Origin of the sequence: Pseudomonas sp. NFX183 (assembly GCF_047943075.1) — a bacterium.
Classification (GTDB): Bacteria; Pseudomonadota; Gammaproteobacteria; order Pseudomonadales; family Pseudomonadaceae; genus Aquipseudomonas.
In genome coordinates this window covers 6,204,579-6,221,011 of sequence record NZ_CP181333.1, presented here as the reverse complement: position 1 = coordinate 6,221,011, position 16,433 = coordinate 6,204,579, and the positions used below count along the sequence as shown (strand labels likewise).

26 protein-coding genes are annotated in these 16,433 nt (G+C 58.1%); 15 read left to right on the top strand and 11 right to left on the bottom strand.

What is annotated here, in order from left to right; all coding sequences use genetic code 11:
* Positions 1-201 precede the first annotated feature (201 nt).
* Positions 202-660: an Hsp20 family protein gene (locus tag ACM530_RS28950; RefSeq protein ID WP_145163542.1), complete on the top strand. Its 459-nt coding sequence runs from the start codon at positions 202-204 to the stop codon at positions 658-660.
* Between the two features lie 60 nt (positions 661-720).
* Here the strand turns inward: ACM530_RS28950 and ACM530_RS28945 are convergent, their stop codons facing one another.
* Together ACM530_RS28945 and ACM530_RS28940 are read right to left on the bottom strand one after the other, a co-directional pair.
* Complete coding sequence (locus ACM530_RS28945; RefSeq protein ID WP_416363835.1) at positions 721-1,485, bottom strand: OBAP family protein; 765 nt, start codon at positions 1,483-1,485, stop codon at positions 721-723.
* Positions 1,486-1,626: 141 nt separating this feature from the next.
* On the bottom strand, positions 1,627-2,301 hold the full coding sequence (locus ACM530_RS28940) for an HAD family hydrolase (protein WP_145163545.1): 675 nt from the start codon (positions 2,299-2,301) through the stop codon (positions 1,627-1,629).
* A gap of 433 nt (positions 2,302-2,734) precedes the next feature.
* Between ACM530_RS28940 and ACM530_RS28935 the strand changes: the two genes are divergently transcribed.
* The 4 genes from ACM530_RS28935 (at position 2,735) to ACM530_RS28920 (ending at position 5,595) form a co-directional block, all read left to right on the top strand.
* Positions 2,735-3,016 carry a hypothetical protein gene (locus tag ACM530_RS28935; RefSeq protein ID WP_262206181.1) on the top strand — a complete coding sequence of 94 codons (282 nt, stop codon included), beginning with the start codon at positions 2,735-2,737 and terminating at the stop codon, positions 3,014-3,016.
* A gap of 449 nt (positions 3,017-3,465) precedes the next feature.
* Entirely contained in the window at positions 3,466-4,323 is an 858-nt protein-coding gene (locus ACM530_RS28930) for a DNA/RNA non-specific endonuclease (RefSeq protein ID WP_416363833.1), read from the top strand.
* 156 nt (positions 4,324-4,479) lie between these two features.
* Entirely contained in the window at positions 4,480-5,406 is a 927-nt protein-coding gene (locus tag ACM530_RS28925; protein ID WP_262206179.1) for an NADP-dependent oxidoreductase, read from the top strand.
* Between the two features lie 9 nt (positions 5,407-5,415).
* The gene (locus ACM530_RS28920; RefSeq protein WP_369302682.1) at positions 5,416-5,595 is read left to right on the top strand and encodes a hypothetical protein; all 180 of its coding nucleotides are present in this window, start codon (positions 5,416-5,418) and stop codon (positions 5,593-5,595) included.
* Between the two features lie 41 nt (positions 5,596-5,636).
* Here ACM530_RS28920 and ACM530_RS28915 read toward each other — a convergent pair whose 3' ends face one another.
* From ACM530_RS28915 to ACM530_RS28900, 4 genes are all read right to left on the bottom strand, one after another.
* The gene (locus tag ACM530_RS28915) at positions 5,637-5,876 is read right to left on the bottom strand and encodes a hypothetical protein (protein ID WP_416363831.1); all 240 of its coding nucleotides are present in this window, start codon (positions 5,874-5,876) and stop codon (positions 5,637-5,639) included.
* Positions 5,873-6,130 (bottom strand): DUF6555 family protein, encoded by a 258-nt coding sequence (locus tag ACM530_RS28910; protein WP_416363829.1) that lies wholly within the window; start codon positions 6,128-6,130, stop codon positions 5,873-5,875. Before ACM530_RS28910 ends, ACM530_RS28915 begins: the two co-directional genes overlap by 4 nt.
* A gap of 101 nt (positions 6,131-6,231) precedes the next feature.
* Positions 6,232-6,513 (bottom strand): hypothetical protein, encoded by a 282-nt coding sequence (locus ACM530_RS28905; RefSeq protein ID WP_145163558.1) that lies wholly within the window; start codon positions 6,511-6,513, stop codon positions 6,232-6,234.
* 59 nt (positions 6,514-6,572) lie between these two features.
* Positions 6,573-7,115 carry a cupin gene (locus ACM530_RS28900; protein ID WP_416363827.1) on the bottom strand — a complete coding sequence of 181 codons (543 nt, stop codon included), beginning with the start codon at positions 7,113-7,115 and terminating at the stop codon, positions 6,573-6,575.
* Positions 7,116-7,284: 169 nt separating this feature from the next.
* On the opposite strand from ACM530_RS28900, the gene ACM530_RS28895 reads away from it, so the two are divergent.
* A complete protein-coding gene (locus tag ACM530_RS28895) occupies positions 7,285-7,995 on the top strand; it encodes a glycosyltransferase (RefSeq protein WP_416363826.1) in 711 nt (236 codons plus the stop codon).
* Positions 7,996-8,031: 36 nt separating this feature from the next.
* Positions 8,032-8,247, top strand: coding sequence for a hypothetical protein (locus ACM530_RS28890; RefSeq protein WP_145163669.1), 216 nt, complete (start codon positions 8,032-8,034; stop codon positions 8,245-8,247).
* Between the two features lie 6 nt (positions 8,248-8,253).
* Here ACM530_RS28890 and ACM530_RS28885 read toward each other — a convergent pair whose 3' ends face one another.
* The gene (locus ACM530_RS28885) at positions 8,254-8,490 is read right to left on the bottom strand and encodes a hypothetical protein (protein WP_416363825.1); all 237 of its coding nucleotides are present in this window, start codon (positions 8,488-8,490) and stop codon (positions 8,254-8,256) included.
* A 226-nt stretch (positions 8,491-8,716) separates the two neighbouring features.
* Here ACM530_RS28885 and ACM530_RS28880 point away from each other — a divergent pair, with 226 nt between their 5' ends.
* From ACM530_RS28880 to ACM530_RS28870, 3 genes are all read left to right on the top strand, one after another.
* Positions 8,717-8,866, top strand: coding sequence for a hypothetical protein (locus tag ACM530_RS28880; protein WP_416363824.1), 150 nt, complete (start codon positions 8,717-8,719; stop codon positions 8,864-8,866).
* Positions 8,867-8,938: 72 nt separating this feature from the next.
* A complete protein-coding gene (locus tag ACM530_RS28875) occupies positions 8,939-9,172 on the top strand; it encodes a hypothetical protein (protein ID WP_145163564.1) in 234 nt (77 codons plus the stop codon).
* 473 nt (positions 9,173-9,645) lie between these two features.
* A complete protein-coding gene (locus ACM530_RS28870; RefSeq protein WP_416363823.1) occupies positions 9,646-10,422 on the top strand; it encodes an ABC transporter substrate-binding protein in 777 nt (258 codons plus the stop codon).
* A gap of 59 nt (positions 10,423-10,481) precedes the next feature.
* On the opposite strand, the gene ACM530_RS28865 is transcribed toward ACM530_RS28870, so the two are convergent.
* The 3 genes from ACM530_RS28865 to ACM530_RS28855 are packed head-to-tail and all read right to left on the bottom strand — an operon-like array spanning position 10,482 to position 13,210.
* Positions 10,482-11,108, bottom strand: a complete 627-nt coding sequence (locus ACM530_RS28865) for a helix-turn-helix transcriptional regulator (protein WP_145163566.1) — start codon at positions 11,106-11,108, stop codon at positions 10,482-10,484.
* Positions 11,108-12,241 (bottom strand): NAD(P)/FAD-dependent oxidoreductase, encoded by a 1,134-nt coding sequence (locus ACM530_RS28860; protein ID WP_242200117.1) that lies wholly within the window; start codon positions 12,239-12,241, stop codon positions 11,108-11,110. The genes ACM530_RS28865 and ACM530_RS28860 overlap by 1 nt, the downstream gene beginning before the upstream one ends.
* A gap of 21 nt (positions 12,242-12,262) precedes the next feature.
* Positions 12,263-13,210: an ornithine cyclodeaminase family protein gene (locus tag ACM530_RS28855; RefSeq protein WP_416363822.1), complete on the bottom strand. Its 948-nt coding sequence runs from the start codon at positions 13,208-13,210 to the stop codon at positions 12,263-12,265.
* 172 nt (positions 13,211-13,382) lie between these two features.
* Between ACM530_RS28855 and ACM530_RS28850 the strand changes: the two genes are divergently transcribed.
* Positions 13,383-13,628 (top strand): hypothetical protein, encoded by a 246-nt coding sequence (locus ACM530_RS28850; protein WP_416363821.1) that lies wholly within the window; start codon positions 13,383-13,385, stop codon positions 13,626-13,628.
* A gap of 87 nt (positions 13,629-13,715) precedes the next feature.
* Here ACM530_RS28850 and ACM530_RS28845 read toward each other — a convergent pair whose 3' ends face one another.
* Positions 13,716-14,018 (bottom strand): DUF6124 family protein, encoded by a 303-nt coding sequence (locus ACM530_RS28845; RefSeq protein ID WP_416363820.1) that lies wholly within the window; start codon positions 14,016-14,018, stop codon positions 13,716-13,718.
* 483 nt (positions 14,019-14,501) lie between these two features.
* On the opposite strand from ACM530_RS28845, the gene ACM530_RS28840 reads away from it, so the two are divergent.
* From ACM530_RS28840 to ACM530_RS28825, 4 genes are read left to right on the top strand one after another with little or no spacing between them, the layout of a single operon-like run.
* Positions 14,502-15,491, top strand: a complete 990-nt coding sequence (locus ACM530_RS28840; protein ID WP_416363819.1) for a hypothetical protein — start codon at positions 14,502-14,504, stop codon at positions 15,489-15,491.
* Between the two features lie 2 nt (positions 15,492-15,493).
* Complete coding sequence (locus ACM530_RS28835) at positions 15,494-15,856, top strand: hypothetical protein (protein ID WP_106580610.1); 363 nt, start codon at positions 15,494-15,496, stop codon at positions 15,854-15,856.
* Positions 15,846-16,040 carry a hypothetical protein gene (locus tag ACM530_RS28830; RefSeq protein WP_124417036.1) on the top strand — a complete coding sequence of 65 codons (195 nt, stop codon included), beginning with the start codon at positions 15,846-15,848 and terminating at the stop codon, positions 16,038-16,040. The genes ACM530_RS28835 and ACM530_RS28830 overlap by 11 nt, the downstream gene beginning before the upstream one ends.
* A 2-nt stretch (positions 16,041-16,042) precedes the next feature.
* On the top strand, positions 16,043-16,405 hold the full coding sequence (locus ACM530_RS28825) for a hypothetical protein (RefSeq protein WP_242200109.1): 363 nt from the start codon (positions 16,043-16,045) through the stop codon (positions 16,403-16,405).
* The last annotated feature ends 28 nt before the right edge of the window (positions 16,406-16,433 follow it).

Here is a 16,433-nt window from a genome sequence, read left to right as displayed (position 1 = left end):
GCGTTCTGGCGAGAGAAAATCGGTTCAGACCTGCGCCTGCGCGGCACGCTGTGCGCAAGGCTTTCACCCTAGATTTTGAGTTGGAAAATTTTTTTCGAGATGCCCTTGAAAATGTTTTGGTAGTACCTATTTTCGGTTTTACGCGATGCCGCAAACGGGTCGCGTCTTAAATCACTTGGAGAAAACTCAGGAGATTTTGCTATGGCTACTACTCTCTCTTTGGCCCCTCTGTTTCGTCAGTCTGTGGGTTTTGATCGCTTCAACGACCTGTTTGAATCGGCGCTTCGTAGCGAGGCCGGTAACACCTATCCACCTCATAACGTCGAGAAACACGGTGATGATCAATACCGCATCGTGATTGCAGTGGCGGGCCTTACTGAGGAGGACATAGACATTCAGGTTGAAAATGGCGTATTGAACGTTTCTGGTGGAAAACGTGAAAACGACGAGAAGGTGACTTACCTTCACCAAGGGATTGCGCAGCGGGCGTTCCGCTTGTCCTTCCGGCTGGCTGACCATATCGAGGTGCAGGGTGCATCGCTCACCCATGGTCTGTTGGCAATCGAGCTGCTTCGAGTGATTCCCGAAGAAGCCAAGCCAAAACGCATCCAGATCGGTACCGCCGGCAAGCCAGACCAGCGTCAAGTAAGCCTGCAATAATTCCCTTTAAGGCGCTCTTCGGAGCGCCTTTTTCTTATTGGCGTTTAATGCGCGATGACGTCAGTGCTGATGCGGCGTGTTCGTCGGATCAACGATCTGGAAAACCTTGCCCTGACGCCACCCATCCGCGCCTGGCGCAACGGCGGGGGCCGGTATGTCCACTCGCGCGTTCTTCTTTTGCGCGCTATCGACGCCGAATCGACGGTCCCTATCTGCAACCATCTGAGGGTCTGCCTGCCCATCTGCTGTGAAACCCATCATGAGCTGAGGCACGCCCAGGGGCAGGTCTTTAATGAGATCGGTATGCCAGGTATGCCACGTCTTGCCATAGGTATGGACGAGCTTTTCCATCAGTGCATGCTCGGCTACTTCAGGGATGCCGGGCGCTATGAGCTGACCTGATTTCACCTCGTGAACATGACTGTGCCAAAGCGCTTGCTCGGCTTTGGGCAGACCGGCAAACAATTGTTCGCTGATGATGTACTCGACCCCCATCAGTTTGGCGTCCTTGCGATTGCCATCGTAGATCACACACTGGATGACTTCCTCGTTGAGGATGGCGCAGTAATGGTGGGCCTCCATCTGGGCATCCATATGGCCGTTATAAAAATGGAAGCCATCCAGGTACGCATTCAATGCGTCTATCGGCGGGCGTGATTGAAGCAGTGCAGCGCCTGCATCCAGAGACTGCGTAGTGGGCGATTTGGTATCCCCCGGCGCAACAACGTTAGAGGGCGAGTTGTTGCCCGCACAGGCGGCGAGCAATGGAGCCAACACCGCCGCGCACAGCGTGTTGATCCCATAGGGTTTGCAGTTTGCGCTCATTGGAGAGTCCCTTCAGTCGATTTCATTGTGTGCCTGCCGGGCTGCTTGAATAGGGTTTTGGCACACCATTCGATTACAGCGCTTTGGATATCCATCGGGCAGCGTCATACGGCTGTTAAAAACCTGGATGGTTGTGGGAAATCACGGCCTGGAGGCGACTTCCTCTAAATGCTGCAAAAGATCTTGCGGGTCCTCGTACACCCTCAGCGCTCCGGCTCTTTCAAGCTCGCTGATATCGTAGCCTCCGGAAAGCAAGCCGACGCCTGTCGCTTTGCAACGCCTTGCCGCAAGCATGTCCCATATGGCATCTCCCACTACCACACAATCCTCAATCGGCACGTTGAGCTTGCGCGCTGCGGCAAGGAAAAGATCTGGATCCGGCTTGCCGTATTTAACATCGTCGCGGGTGATTATATTGATCTCGTTAATATCCAAGCCAAGCGCTTCTAAATTAATCTTGGCAGTAGACAAACCGCCGCTGGTGGCGATGCACCACTGTTTATTTTCTTCAGTCAGTGTTTTTAATAACTCGACTGAACCTGGAAGTGCCGTTATCTGGCCTTTGAGGGCCTCGTAGGCAGCGGCATGTTTTTTACTTAACGTCGCGCCTTGCGCTGCAGTAATGGTTACACCCGTTTCACGCGACAGGGTCTTTAACATGAGCCCTCCGCTCATGCCGATCTTGCGATGGATACGCCACATAGCCAGCGGGATGCCCTCGGAATCAAGTGCCTCTTTCCACGCCGCCACGTTTTGGTAAACGCTGTCGGTGAGCGTGCCATCGAGGTCGAATATAAAAGATGTTTGAGGTCGCATGGCGTGTCTCCAGGTTGATAGCTGTAATGTTCGTGACGGGTAGTTCGTTGGCGGTTTGAGATTAAGCGGTCATTGTTTTTTCAATTCGTTCATCATCAGCGGGCCGCTCTAACGCGACCCCCATTGCCTATCTCCCGTCAATCAAAGCTTGGCGCATACCGTTCTGAAACGTGAGGCCGCCACGCGTTCATTATTTCGTCGGCGACGGGGGCGTTCACACCACGCCTGTTGCCAACCAGAAGGGATTGCTCGCCGTTGTGCCGTACGGTCCCGATACAAGATTGCGGAAAACCTGGATCTGCAAAGGCGACACCCAATCGGTCAGTCGATTTCGACACAGCAAAAATTTGAACCGCCGCTGAACACGCTTACCTAACGATTAGCTTGTGACGAATTGCACAGGCGATTTGCCAATATCGGCATACTCCGAGAGGTGGGCAACGTGGCTAAAGACGAGAAGAAAAGCAAAGGTGACGCTTCGAAAGCCAGCAAGGAATTGAAAGACAAAAAGTCCTCACCCGCAAAAAAATCCGCAGCAGCATCGGCTCTTTCAAAGTCTTCCGAGAAGAAAGACAAGAAAAAAGAGGCCGAACCGAAGAAATCTGTAAAAGCCGAACCAAAGAAGTCTGTAAAAAAAGCGGATAGCAAGCCAGAAAAGGCGAAGAAGTCAGAAAAAACCGAGAAGTCAGAGAAATCGCCGAAAAAGAAAAAGTGATACCTGCTAGGGCTTTATGCCCTAGCTTCTTCACGCGGGTTTGTCTTCGATAAAGGCGGCGGCTCAAAAGGCCGCGCGCCAATCCCGAGTTGCCATCCCATCACGCAGGGCTCCCTGCAAAAAACGGCCTGCGTTGCAGCGTCCGTTTAATGAACGCCATCAACCCATCCACGGCAGTCGATAACAGGATGACCAGCCGAAAATCCCGCCTGCATCGCTATTCACCTCTGAGCCCATCGCCTCGATGGCCACCTTGTTTTTTGCTAGGCCGCGTTGAATGACCTCAACGCCTGGTAAGGCAATGTCGAATCCGTTTTTTCAAACGACCTGAAAGCCTTCCTCATATTGAAATGTTTAAAGTGGTTTAATGTTTATGTCGACCCGCGATGGAATCGCAACGGTCGGCTTTCCATTGACCTCTGTCATTGATTCACCCAAGGAGCTACACCATGCAAGGAAGTATGAAGTTCAAGCACCTCGCGTTTCTGTTGATCCCGCTCGTTGCCGCCTGTACCACACCGGATAGAAACCGCGAATCGGCAGTCATTGCCCAGCCTCAGCCACAGCCACAGCCACAGCAAGCGTTGCAGTTCGACAACTGCGCGGTGGGCTGTCCGGCCGGCGGCAGCCCTCTGACGTTGAAACGTCAGGCCTACACGCTGAACAACAACGGCTCGACCAAGTTTGCCAACTGGGTCTCGTACAAAATCACCAAGGACACCCCGGCGAGCGGACGCCCGCGCGATTGGAAGACGGATCCGGACATTCCGGCCGGGGAAACGCTCGACCCGGTGGATTACAACGGCGCGAATGTCGCGCTCAAAGTCGACCGTGGCCATCAGGCCAACCTCGCCTCCATGGCGGGCGTGCCTGACTGGCAGACGCTCAATTATTTGTCCAACATCACCCCGCAGAAGTCCGACCTCAACCAGGGGCCCTGGGCGCATCTTGAAGATCAGGAGCGCAACCTCAGCAAGCAGGCGGGCGTCGACCAGGTGTATGTCACCACCGGGCCGCTGTATGAGCATTTTGTCGGCACGCTGCCGGGCACAAACAAAGTGCACACCATTCCCAGTGGCTACTGGAAAATCATCTTTGTCGGCAGCTCGCCCGAAAACGGTGTGTACGCATCGTTTGTGATGAACCAGGAGACGCCCAAAGGCGCCAACTTCTGCGACTACCAGGTCACCGTGAACCAAATCGAAGAGCGTTCGGGGCTGACCTTCTGGAGCAATTTGCCGCAGCCGGTGCAGGCTGCGCTGAAGGCGAAGCAGGGCCAGTTGCCGGGCCGTATCGGCTGTAAATAACCCTCACACAAAGCGCCTATGCGGAGCAAAACGCGTAGGCGCTTTCGCAGGGCAGACCGAACCGTTGGTCTGCATAAACCAACACCCACTGAACCCCGGGTTGCCGACAGTCCTCCACACCCCTGTGTGTTCTGAAAAGACAATGAGGGGTGTGGCATGAAAGCAATCAGGATTGAGCGGTTCGGCGGCCCCGAGGTCATGCAGCTACGCGATGTCGAAGTGCCGGAACCGAAAACGGGCGAAGTGCTCGTGAAGAATTTTTTTGTGGGTATCAACCCGGTGGACTACAAGATTCGCCAGGGCCAATACCCCGAGGTCAAGCAAGACAAACTGCCGTTGACCCTGGGCCGCGAAGTGGCCGGTGTGGTCGAGAAGGTCGGGCAGGGTGTAAGTGATTTCAAACCGGGCGACCGGGTCTTTGCAATGATCGGCGCCGATGGCGGCTACGCCGAATACGCCCGCGTGCCTGCCGCGCATCTGGCGCGCATTCCGGCCGCGCTCGATTGGCCGGTCGCCGCCGGTGTGCCACTGGCGGGCCATACCGCCTGGCAGGCGTTGGTGGAGCATGGCCACATCGAGCAGGGGCAAAAGGTCCTGATCCACGGTGGCACCGGCGGTGTGGGGCACTTCGCCGTTCAATTTGCCAAGGTCAAGGGCGCGCAGGTCTACGCCACGGCATCCACCGACAGCCTGGCGTTTTTGCGTGAGCTGGGCGTGGACCGTGCGATTGACTACAAGACCGAGCGTTTCGAAGACATCTGCCAGGACTTTGACCTGGTCATCGACTTGATTGGCGGCGATACGCAAGCGCGCTCATGGCAGGTGCTGGGCGAGGGCGGGCGGCTGGTGTCGACCCTGACCCAGCCCGATGCCCATCATCCGCAGGCCGCGGGCAAGACCGGTACGCGGTTTACGGCGGCGCCGCGCGGCGAAGAGTTGACCGAGATTGCCGGGTTGATCGAGGCGGGCAATGTGCAGGTCTATATCGCCAGGCAGTTTGAGCTGGCGGCGGCAGTAGAGGCATTAGACTTTCTGGCCAACGGGCATGTGCACGGCAAGGTTGTCCTGCACGTGAGCGATTGAGGAGGCTGCATGGGCGATCAGTTGAAGCGACCTGAAGGCGCCCCTACCGGGCAGAAAGTACGCCCCGAGACGGCGAAACGAAATGACAAATCAGAAGACCCGAATGTCGCCCGGCCCTGGGAGCCTGATGTCAATCAAGGCGCGGTTGCCCTCGGCGGCCCGTCGAAGGATCCAGAGTCGGGTGTATGAGGCCAGCAAGCCAGCCCTGCCGTGACAGGGCTGGCGGCTGACTAGTTGCGCATCACCCGCTGTATTCGCATCCATTCTTGATGCGCGGCGGCGCGTTGTCTGTCGGCGGTCTGCTTGGCCTGGCTGAAGCGTGCCCAGGTCGCCGTGTCACCGCTGTAGGATTCGATGATGTTGTAGGCCGCCGCTTCGAGTCGATCGGCTTCGAAAAACATCTCGGTGGTGTGCGCGATTTGGTCATCCCACGCCTGTCTCGTGGAGTATTGAAGGGTTTGACGGGTCATTGCTTGAGTTCCTCCATCCATTGAATCTCTGCCGCGCTGTTCCAGCGCACATGAGTAATTCCATATTGCTCGGCCATCGGCTTGGAAACGCGCTTGAGCGTGTTCTGGCCAAATTTGGGTATCACTGCGACGCCGGCGTCGCAGCTGGCCCAGTGCCAGGCCTGGGCGTTGTCCATCTGCGGCGCGCGAACGATGAAAGACTTCGGCACCCCGTGAAGCTGATACTCGATGGTAAATAGATCGCTCGCTTTCATGAGGCCTCCTGTTGCTCATGAAGTACAGATATTTGGCGTCAAAGAAGATTCAAAAAAGTTGTCTGACAATTCGATGGCCGTGCTGGCGACACTCGCACGTGTCAGTCGTCCACGGTAAAAGTCACCCAACCCGGGCCGTCATTCGCTCTTTCGATTTCCATAATGACGCCGCCAATCGAGGTGCCGTCCGGCAGGTTGACCGCGACAAAGTTGGGGTGACCGGGCCATTGCAGGGGCTTGTCGAAGCTCAGGCGCGCAATCGTCGGCTTGCCGCTGCTGGTCAATTGGATGTTCACCGACTCATTGAGGTGTTCGTCTGAGCCGGTTCCCAGGTGACGTGATGCAGTAATGACGCTGGCAATACCTTGATAATCGTAGGACATAACGGGCTACCTTCTGTGGTGACTGCGAATTCAACGGTGTCGATTTTTGACCCTGCTGTTCATTCGATAGTTGCGCGCAAGGCAGACCAATGTGCACACACGGCGCCCGCGTCGCCCTGAACCGGGTCGTGCTGTGGAAACGCCAGGCCGGCAATGCTCTGCAGCTGCGCGTCGCTCGGTGCCTCGCGGCCTATATCTGCGTGCTGGCCGGGCGGGTAGGCGCCAACCACCTGAAAGTCTTCACTGCAACCGAGATTGCAGTGACCGGTACCGGCCGGAAGCAGCAACACGTCGCCTGGCTTCACCGACACCACATGGCCATTGGGCCCGCCGAGCATCAGGCGAGCATCACCACGGGCGACGCCCAATACCTCATGCCCTTCGCAATGGTAGTGATGGTAGTCGTAGACCCCGTCCCGCCATTGTGGCGGCCAGCCGTTTGCCGAAAACGTCTGTTCAAACAGCGCCGCCGGATCACGTCCTGTTACGGGGATGGCGTCTGGGTAAATGATCACCGGCAAGCGCGGGTTGTTCGGCACCCAGCCGTTGCGTTCGAGCAGCAAGGTCTTGACCGTGCCTGCCGATGGATGCGCGTTTTTCATGCCGTGTTCTCCTGCACGCAATAACAGTGCAAAGCCGCTGAGCGCCAGCGTGGCGCGCCGATAAACTATCTGAGCGGCCACGGCCTAAGGACGTTCCAGAAACTTTAAACCTTCGTGATAAGCGAGGTGTCGATAGCTGGAGACACTTCGCCAGGTAGAGGGAACGTCAATGATAGGGATTGTGATACCTGCCCATAACGAGCAAAGGCACATCAGTGATTGCCTGGCTTCGGTACTGCTTGCCATTGAACATCCGGCGTTGCAAAACCAGCGCGTCGAGGTCCTCGTGGTGCTGGACGACTGCTCGGACCAAACCGGCGCGCGGGCGAACGCACTGGGCGTGGCAACGCTTGACGTCTGCTTTAGAAACGTCGGCCAGGCCAGGGCGGTCGGCGCAGAGCAGCTGCTGGAGGCCGGTGCCCAATGGCTGGCCTTCACCGATGCCGATACGCTCGTGCCGCAGGATTGGCTGGTGCGCCAGCTCGCGTTCGGCGCCGACGCGGTGTGCGGCACCGTCGAAGTGGACAGCTGGAGCGAGTACGACGAAGTCGCACGCTCTCGATACCTCGCCCTCTATCAGTTTGTCGAAAACCATCGGCATATCCATGGCGCCAACCTGGGCCTGAGTGCAGACGCCTATCGCAACGCCGGTGGGTTTCAGCATCTGGTTGCCCACGAGGACGTGCGCCTGGTGGCTGACCTGGAAAGGACCGGCGCGCGGATTGCGTGGACGGCCACCAACCCGGTGATCACCAGTGCGCGGCGTGACTACAAATGTCGCGGCGGGTTCGGCGAATACCTGGCTTCGCTCATGCCTGGCACGGGCCACGTGGTGAGCGAGCCCTGCGCGAGTGCAAACGTCACGCTTGGGGCCGGGTGACCTCGGGTGCTTATCGACTGGGTGCAATGGCCCGCGATGGTCGTGACGGTGATCTCGGCCTGGTTCATCGGCTCTCAACGGCCTCGCCGGCGCATGTTCGCGTTTTGGGGCTTCATCCTCAGCAACGCCTTATGGGTGGCTTGGGGCTGGCACGCGAATGCCTATGCGTTGATCGTGCTCGAGTGCACGCTGCTGGGCATGAACGCGCGCGGCTTCAGGAAGAATCAGCGCACACACCGGGCGTCCGAATGACCCGGATCACTGATTCTGGAAGTTCTTTTTAAACCCGCGCAGGTTCATCAAGCCCAGGCAGATCTGCAGCACGATCAGCGCATAGGCATCAGCGTAAGCGCCCCAGACAACCCACAGAATATTGCTCAAACAAAAGCACACGAACCCCGCCATTCTGCGCGAGGGGCGCTGAGAGCCGATCAGCCATGCCGCCAGAACCGTGACCAGCATTGCTGGCCACTGCACCCAATCCAGATCACTCAAACCCGCTTCCTTAATTGCCAGACCCTTAAATAGGAAGAGGGCGGTTGGGATGAATGATTCAATTTTTTTAACCCGCGTAACGTCCTAACCACTCGTCAGCTATTGAGCCTAATAGTTGAACGAGCGCGGCTGCGCTCCGGCCAGATAAATCATGTGTGGACCGATAACAGTCTGACGCCTGGCAAGGCCTTGCGCTTTCACCCACCTCACTAACAGGTAAACGATGATGAAGACGTTATATAGATGCTTGGGGCTGTGCAGTGTGTTGATGCTGCACGGCTGTTTTGACAGCGCCAATAACACCACCAAGGGCAACACCAGCGGTAGCAAGTCCTCGGTGCAGATGCAGGAAGGCAAGTCACAGGAAAGCCAGTAAACCCCGTGAGGGTCCGGGCTGTCGCGAGCAGCCTGGACTGCACCGCTTACAATGATAAAAAGGGTGATCGCGATGAATTGCCTCATTTGTGTGGGAGTGGCCGAACGGGTTTCCTGTGACGGCCCCTGGGAAGAACGCGACTGCCCGGACTGCGGGCGTTATCGGGTGGCAGACGAACTGATCCTGGCGTTGATGGACAACGGCCAGATCTTCGATATTGCCAAGACGCGTGACTGGCTGCACAGCCGGCGTGCCGAGGGCGCTACACCGTGCATTCAATTGCATGAGGCGCTGCTTGTGTTGTGAGGGCGACGGGCTTTAGTCGCTGTGGTCATGCCCCGTATCGCAGTCTGATTACAGGCTGCTTTGCCGTGTCCGCCGGAGCAGGTCGCGCGCGTGGTCCACACGCAACAGCAGGGTCATAGGCCTCTCATCGATGATGATTTGCGCCACGATCAGCCCATTGTTCATCGGCGCAGTCACCCGCCAGTACCTGCCAGCCACCCACGTGCCGCTTCAGCACGTCCAACAGCAACAGGTTAGTTTGAGTGCCAGCTGCACTTGCAGCGCGCGGCGTTATTGTGCGCAACCCAGATACAGTTTCATGGGAGGTTTTGTTTAGGAACGATGGAGGCGGGCGTTTTTTTCCTGAAGGGAAGGCGGATTGACGTGCTATACGTAAAAGTCCAGTATGGAATTATAAGTACAAAAAAATGCGTCAACCCTGCTTTTATTTCTTCACGCTTGCCAAACCAACAATAACTTGCGAGACCTCAATCATGAAGAAACACACGCTTATCACCGCCCTGGCCCTCAGCCTGCTCGCTTCCAGCCATGTGCTGGCGGCCGAAAAAACCTTGCGCATCGGCATTGAGGCGGCGTACCCACCGTTCGCTTCCAAGACCCAGGATGGCAAGATCGTCGGGTTCGACTACGACATCGGCAACGCCTTGTGCGCGCAGATGAAAGTCAAATGCGTGTGGGTCGAGGGTGAATTCGACGGTCTGATTCCTTCCCTCAAAGTGAAGAAAATCGACATGGCCCTGTCGTCCATGACCATCAATGAAGACCGCAAGAAGTCGGTGGACTTCACCCACAAATACTATTTCACCTCCTCACGCCTGGTGATGAAGGACGGCGCAGCCGTGGATGACCAGTACGCCAGCCTCAAGGGCAAGACCGTCGGTGTGCAGCGCGCCACGACCACCGACCGTTATGCCACCGAGGTGTTCGAGCCCAAGGGCATCAACGTCAAGCGCTACAGCAACAACGAAGAAATCTACATGGACCTGGCGTCGGGGCGCCTCGATGCGATCTTTGCCGACACCATCCCGCTGAGCGATTTTCTGTCGATGCCACGTGGCAAGGGCTATGCCTTTGTCGGCCCTGAACTCAAGGACCCGAAATACGTGGGCGAGGGCGCCGGGATTGCGGTACGCAAAGGCAATACCGAACTGGTCGGCGAGCTGAACGCGGCCATCGACGGTATCCGCGCCAATGGCGAGTACCAGAAGATTTCACAGCAGTATTTCAAGTCCGACATCTACGGCGACTGACGCCTCAAGCCGGCGTGCCGACTCCCCGCAGGGGCCGGCACGCCGGCTCGTGCGACGGGTCAGCCCTTCAATTCCTTGAGGTGTTTGTAAACCGTCGCCCGTCCCATGCCCAGCACATTCGCCACATAGTTGGACGCGCTCTTGCCCTTGAACGCGCCTTCGGCATGCAGCGCCAATACCAGCTCGCGCTTGTGGTCGCGCGTCAGCAGATTCAGGCTCAACTGGCGTTCGCGCATCCACGCATGCAGGAAGGTGTTGATCCGTTCCTGCCAGTCATCGCGAAACAGCGAATCCGGCTGCGGGATCAGCTTGCTCGGCGACAGAAACAGGTCCAGCGCCGCCTTCGCGTTTTCGAACAGCGAGATATTCAGGTTGATGCACAGCACGGCAAGCCGGCGCCCTTTGTGGTCGTGCAGCACGGTGCTCAGGCTGCGGATTTTCTGACCGTCCCAGTTGAGCTTTTCGTACGGGCCGATGTTCACTTCGCTGACGTCATCGCTGAGCATGTCCTCCAGCGACGAGTCGTCACCGATAGCGCGTTTGGACAGGTTGTTGGCGATGTAATCGACCTTTTGCGTGCGCAAGTCATGCAGCACCACTTCGGCATGGGGGAAGAACAGCGTGGCGATCGCATCGGCGATCGCGCGAAAATTCTGCATGACTTTTTCTTGCTCGGCGGTGTTCATCAATGCGGCTCCAGGCGGACGGGCGAGAGCATACCAGCGTCCAGGCCGAACCGCGTCAGTGGCTCCGGCAACGGGTTACCGCGCACCAGGGCCGCGCTCGCCTGGCCCATGGCCGGTGACGTCTGGATGCCATAGCCGCCTTGCGCCGCCACCCAGAACAGCCCCGGAACCTGCGGATCGAACCCCGAGAGCAAATCACCGTCGTGGACAAAGCTGCGCAGGCCGGCCCAGGTGCGGGTCGGGCGGCGGATGGTCAGGGTGGTGGCTTCTTCGATCTGGTAAATGCCCATGGCAATGTCCAGCTCCTCAGGCTGCACATCCTGTGGCTCGACCGGGTCGGCGTTGGCCGGTGAACCCAGGAACATCCCGGCGTCGGGTTTCATGTAGAAGGCTTCGTCCAGCGCCACCAGCATCGGCCAGTGGTGGGTGTCCACACCCTCGGGCCCGGCGAAGATAAACGCCGAGCGGCGCTTGGGTTGCAGGCCGATGGACGCCGCGCCGGCCAGCCCGCCGATATGATCAGCCCAGGCGCCGGCGGCGTTGATGATGACTGGGGCGGTGTAGGTCGCGTCCTGGGTGCGCACATGCCACAGGCCGTCGGCGTCACGGCTCAAGCCCAGTACGTGGCTGTCGGTGCGCACGTCGCCGTGGTTGCGACGGATGCCGCGCAAATAGCCCTGGTGCAGGGCGTCGGTATCGATGTCGCTGGCGGTAGGGTCAAAGATCGCGCCATGGACTTTCTCCCGCCGCAGGATTGGCAAGCGTGCACAAGCCTCGTCGGCACTCAGCCGCTCGACTTGCGGCACGGTGGCCTTGGCGCTCAGGTATTGGCTGTTGAGTTCCACCGGGTCGCCAATGAAATCCACGGTCATTTCACCGCGGGGCGTCAGCAGTGGATGTTCGCAAAAGCCAGGCGGCGGGTTGTCGAAAAATTCACGGCTCGCCAGGGTCAACGCGCGCACTTGCGGGGTGCCATAGGCGGCGGTGTAGAGGGCTGCCGAGCGCCCGGTGGAGTGATAGGCCGGGTGGTTTTCGCGCTCCAGTACCAGCACCTTGCCGTGCTGCGCCAGCCAGAAACCGGTAGAGGCGCCAGCAATGCCGCCGCCGATAATGATGAAGTCTGCAGAGTTCATGATCGTTTCCTCAAAAGGCGGTTAGCGCTGGATCTGATACAGGGCATTGGCCAGTGCAATGTCTTCCATGCCCAGGCCGATGGAGCGAAAAAACACAGGGCGGTCGTAGTCCGGGCGCTGCGCCATGTCGCTGAGCAACTCAGGCAAGTCGCCGACGATGGTGCGCTTGTCCCAACCGTGCCGTTCGCCGGCGATCAGCATTTCACCGGCCGCGCCTGGGGTGGTCTGGCGATAGTCGCAGAACACGTGCATGTGCTCCAGGCATTCGGGCGGCACTTCATGGGCGCGCGGCGCGTTGGTGCTGATGGAGGTGATCAGCGCGGGTTTGCGCAAGCGTGTCGGGTCGATCACAGGTATTGCCGAGGAGGTGCAGAGCAGGATGACGTCGGCGTCTTCCAGGGCGGCTTCACAGCTCGTGGCGAGGGTCAGGCGCGGGTCCAGGCCCTTGAGGTGGGCGAGGGTGTCGGCATTCGCGCGGCCAAGGCGTGGCGAATACAGGCTGATGTGCTGCCAGTCGCGCAGGTTCTGCACATAGCGCACGTGCGCCTGCGCAACCTTGCCGCTGCCGATAATCGCCAGGCGCCGCGCGGCCGCCGGTGCCAGCGCATCCACCGCCAGCGCTGTGGTAGCTGCGGTGCGCGCGGTGGTCAGTTCGGCGGCATCGCAAAGCAACAGAGGCTGGCCGGTGCGCATCGACATCAACAGCGTCCATGCGGTCACCAGCGGCCCTTGCTCGCGCACGATGTAGGGCGAGGTCTTGACCCCGTAAACCCCGTCTTCGGCCAGCACGCCCAGGTAGTTGATAAAGTCGCCGGCGCCTTGCGGGAACTCCACCAGCTGTTGCGCCGGCTGTACCGCAAGCCCTGCGGCCAGGTCGCGGAACAGCTTGCGCAGGATGTGAGGCGCATCGATTTGCGCAAGTAATTCGTGGGCCTGGGCCTGGTTGATCACGTGAGGCGTGCTGGGCATGGCTATCTCCGCGGATAAACTGATTTGTCCATTATGGACTTATAATTCTGTTGAGCAATATCCGCCTGCAAAAAAGCGAGCGCACCGTAGCGGCAGGTACACGCCCATGCCTTTAATGAGCGCCTGGCCGGCCGAGGGGTGGTTGGCCCGCTGATTCATGCGAAAGGGTGTTATGGATATTTTGAGTAAGGAATGTATTGCCAGCGTCACGCTGTTTGATTTGAAGGTCTCAGAGGGCGAGCTGATGGTGTTTGCCGATTGCATGAGAATTGTGATGGAGCACTGCACCGATTCCCAGGTTGCCGACATGACGGTGTGTGAATCGAAGGAAGAGCTTGCGTACTTTCTTTCAGGGGTGACGGATGTACTGAAGGCGATGCAGAGGCAGGAATATTTGCCTGATCGGTTTAAATCCTAGCGGGTGTGTGGGCGGCCAATACCCGAGTGAAGTTTAAGGTGGACTCATGTGGGAGCAGGCAAGCCAGCTCCCACAGTTTTACTGAATTCAGGCGGGCGATTTGGTGGGGTTCAGGCACTCGATGGAGCGGTCTACGGTGGTCTTGGCCATTTCCAGCAAATGCCACACCGCCAGAATCTTCGCCCGCTCGGGGCTGGGCAGTCGCTCACTGCAATTGAGTGTTGTGGCCGAAGCGCTGTCGAGCAAGCTGGAAGTGTAGAGCAGGGCGTCTTCGAAGCTCAGGTCTTCGATTTGAATACCTTGGGTAGGCTGGTAATGGTCGATGGCGCGGTTGAAGTCGGCGCGGTCTTTAGTGGCGTTGTGGGGTGGATCGGGGACGACTTTTTTCATGGTGTAACTCCACATGATTGGAGCTGACATCCGTCGCGACTAAACGAGGGTGGCGGCTGTACGCAGGTTAGTCGACCGGCCACATGGAAAACCGGCGCACCCGGAGGTGCCCTACGCACAGCCACCATAAAACTTCACGGAGGACCATGCGCCATATGAGACCCGAGCGACTAAACCCGATCACTGATAAGCAGTGACGGACCGCAGACTAGCCATCGATTCGAGCAGGCACAAGGCGGCAGGAATTGTCTAGGAAACGTCCTGCAATTTAAAGAGACACGCCCTGCTGGCCCTTCAAAAACCATGACTGAATGCCACTAACCCGCCCATCAACGGTGGTGGTGAATGGCTTTTTGTAGGTGCTTTTCCCCTGCGACGTAGGCAGCTTCTGAAATATCACTCAGCCTACCCAGGCTTGTGTGCGGGGCGTATCCGCTTGCTTATATTCCGACGCCAACTTCATTGCATCCAGGGATGTGAGGCATGGCGCAGGGCTATATCAACGACCGCACCACGGACTACAGCGGCTTGAAATTCCGGTTGATGGGCAGTGCCCAGAGTCGGCAGCGTTCCGACCATTTCGACGTGCTGAACAGGCACCTGCGGCCTGGGCTGGTGATGCCTGGGCAGTTGGTGATCGTTCCCGATCCCTACAGCGTGACCTGTTCGATGGAAGAGGCCTGGCTGGTACGCCGGGCCGAGGCAATTCGTCGGGAGTTGGACGCTGGCGCCGGACCCCAAGTGGTCAATAACTATGACCTGCTACAGAGTTTTTTGGGGTACGGCTCGTTGGGCGTGGGCAGCGCGACGTCAGCGTGGGCCCGGCATCTGGATGAAGTGGCGCAGACCCTGGAGGCGATTGAGCAGCTGTATCAGCGCCTGAAAAACACTGGTTTGGACCGTGAGGCGTTTCTTCGCCAGCGTAAGGCGTTGTTCGGGCTGCTGGACACCCAGCTGCAAGGTGCGGCGCGATTTGGCACCGGATTGCAGGGCAATCAGGCGCTGAAGAAGGTGTTGGGGATTTCTACCAAAAGCTATCTGCAAAAGGGCGAGATCGCCGGGTATGCGCAGCGGATGCGGGATATTGCGCAAACGTCGAAATGGTTGGGCAAGGGCGCGTATGTGGGATTGGCACTGGACGTGGGCGTGGCTGGGCTGGAAATCAAGGAGGCGTGTGTGGCGGGGCGGGAGGCGCAGTGTCGGCGGGCGAAATATGTGGAGACGGGGAAATTGATGGGAGGGGTGGCGGGGGCTTATGGCGCAGGGAAGCTGGGTGCAACAGTAGCCCGTAGCGGCTGTAGGGTTCTTTTGGGCATCGCGGCTAAAGGAAACGGTGCGCTGGCCTGCGCAGTGATCGGCGGAGCTGCGGGCGGGTACGCAGGGGGCAATGCAACGGGAGAATTCGGAGCGTTTCTGGGCGGGAAGATCGAAGAGATCGACGGTGATTTGATCTTTCAGCCAGAGGGGGCTTAAGCATGGACTTTCAACTCATCCTGGCAATCATTTTAGCTGCCGGGACACTGATTTTCGCAGGGCTGACTATATACGCTGAGTACACAAAGCTCGAAGCCCTGGAAAGCTACTTCAGCCAGAACAAAGTGATCTGCGACAACAAACGCTTTTGGGGCAGAAATCAGCATATCGACAGGTTTCATCGCATGCTCGTGATCAATGGCCTGTTGGGAATGCCTAAATTTCACATCAAAAGAGGGGAGGTAACCGAGGCTGAACTGGCGTCCGTGCCCTTGTCCCTAAAGCGTTGGGCGTTGTGGCCGTATCGTTTTGGAATGGTGTGGTTTGCCGGCTGTATGCTTTGGTCCATTTTGTATGGCTGGTAGCCCGGGACGCACCACGTTTCTGGCGGCATTCTCACGGGTGCTTGACACTGGCGTCGCGGCTAAAGAAAACGGTGCGCTGGCCTGCGCAGTGATCGGCAACGTATTCGGCACTGGCGGTGCGTTTCTGGGCGGGAAGATCGAAGAGATCGACGGTGATTTGATCTTTCAACCAGAGGGCGCTTAAGCATGGATTTTCAACTCATCCTTGCAATTTTTATGTGTGCAGGTGTGTTCGTGTTCTCGGGGCTCACTCTATACGCTGAGTACACAAAGCTCGAGGCCCTGGAAAGCTACTTCAGCGAGAACAAGGTGATCTGCGACAACAAACGCTTTTGGGGCAGAAATAAGCACATCGACAGGTTTCATCGCATGCTCCTGATCACTGAACTGTTGGGGATGCCTAAATTTCATATCAACAGAGGGGAAGTAACCGAGGCTGAACTGGCGGCCGTTCCTTTGTCCCTCAAACGCTGGGCGTTGTGGCCGTATTATTTTGGGATGATAGTGGCTGCCAGCGGTGTCCTTTGGACTCTTTTGTACGGTTGGTAGGCCCGGGGGCACACCGCGCCCCGGGCTG

Excerpts from the sequence above, each read along its gene's own strand:
- ACM530_RS28875 (WP_145163564.1), top strand. The coding sequence starts at position 8,939 with ATGAATTGCCTCATTTGTGTGGGAGTGGCCGAACGGGTTTCCTGTGAC.
- ACM530_RS28895 (WP_416363826.1), top strand. The coding sequence starts at position 7,285 with ATGATAGGGATTGTGATACCTGCCCATAACGAGCAAAGGCACATCAGT.
- ACM530_RS28890 (WP_145163669.1), top strand. The coding sequence starts at position 8,032 with ATGGTCGTGACGGTGATCTCGGCCTGGTTCATCGGCTCTCAACGGCCT.
- ACM530_RS28880 (WP_416363824.1), top strand. The coding sequence starts at position 8,717 with ATGAAGACGTTATATAGATGCTTGGGGCTGTGCAGTGTGTTGATGCTG.
- ACM530_RS28860 (WP_242200117.1), bottom strand. The coding sequence starts at position 12,241 with ATGAACTCTGCAGACTTCATCATTATCGGCGGCGGCATTGCTGGCGCC.
- ACM530_RS28940 (WP_145163545.1), bottom strand. The coding sequence starts at position 2,301 with ATGCGACCTCAAACATCTTTTATATTCGACCTCGATGGCACGCTCACC.
- ACM530_RS28840 (WP_416363819.1), top strand. The coding sequence starts at position 14,502 with ATGGCGCAGGGCTATATCAACGACCGCACCACGGACTACAGCGGCTTG.
- ACM530_RS28855 (WP_416363822.1), bottom strand. The coding sequence starts at position 13,210 with ATGCCCAGCACGCCTCACGTGATCAACCAGGCCCAGGCCCACGAATTA.
- ACM530_RS28925 (WP_262206179.1), top strand. The coding sequence starts at position 4,480 with ATGAAAGCAATCAGGATTGAGCGGTTCGGCGGCCCCGAGGTCATGCAG.
- ACM530_RS28835 (WP_106580610.1), top strand. The coding sequence starts at position 15,494 with ATGGACTTTCAACTCATCCTGGCAATCATTTTAGCTGCCGGGACACTG.
- ACM530_RS28910 (WP_416363829.1), bottom strand. The coding sequence starts at position 6,130 with ATGAAAGCGAGCGATCTATTTACCATCGAGTATCAGCTTCACGGGGTG.
- ACM530_RS28850 (WP_416363821.1), top strand. The coding sequence starts at position 13,383 with ATGGATATTTTGAGTAAGGAATGTATTGCCAGCGTCACGCTGTTTGAT.
- ACM530_RS28905 (WP_145163558.1), bottom strand. The coding sequence starts at position 6,513 with ATGTCCTACGATTATCAAGGTATTGCCAGCGTCATTACTGCATCACGT.
- ACM530_RS28825 (WP_242200109.1), top strand. The coding sequence starts at position 16,043 with ATGGATTTTCAACTCATCCTTGCAATTTTTATGTGTGCAGGTGTGTTC.
- ACM530_RS28845 (WP_416363820.1), bottom strand. The coding sequence starts at position 14,018 with ATGAAAAAAGTCGTCCCCGATCCACCCCACAACGCCACTAAAGACCGC.
- ACM530_RS28920 (WP_369302682.1), top strand. The coding sequence starts at position 5,416 with ATGGGCGATCAGTTGAAGCGACCTGAAGGCGCCCCTACCGGGCAGAAA.
- ACM530_RS28900 (WP_416363827.1), bottom strand. The coding sequence starts at position 7,115 with ATGAAAAACGCGCATCCATCGGCAGGCACGGTCAAGACCTTGCTGCTC.
- ACM530_RS28870 (WP_416363823.1), top strand. The coding sequence starts at position 9,646 with ATGAAGAAACACACGCTTATCACCGCCCTGGCCCTCAGCCTGCTCGCT.
- ACM530_RS28950 (WP_145163542.1), top strand. The coding sequence starts at position 202 with ATGGCTACTACTCTCTCTTTGGCCCCTCTGTTTCGTCAGTCTGTGGGT.
- ACM530_RS28915 (WP_416363831.1), bottom strand. The coding sequence starts at position 5,876 with ATGACCCGTCAAACCCTTCAATACTCCACGAGACAGGCGTGGGATGAC.
- ACM530_RS28930 (WP_416363833.1), top strand. The coding sequence starts at position 3,466 with ATGCAAGGAAGTATGAAGTTCAAGCACCTCGCGTTTCTGTTGATCCCG.
- ACM530_RS28830 (WP_124417036.1), top strand. The coding sequence starts at position 15,846 with ATGGCTGGTAGCCCGGGACGCACCACGTTTCTGGCGGCATTCTCACGG.
- ACM530_RS28945 (WP_416363835.1), bottom strand. The coding sequence starts at position 1,485 with ATGAGCGCAAACTGCAAACCCTATGGGATCAACACGCTGTGCGCGGCG.
- ACM530_RS28865 (WP_145163566.1), bottom strand. The coding sequence starts at position 11,108 with ATGAACACCGCCGAGCAAGAAAAAGTCATGCAGAATTTTCGCGCGATC.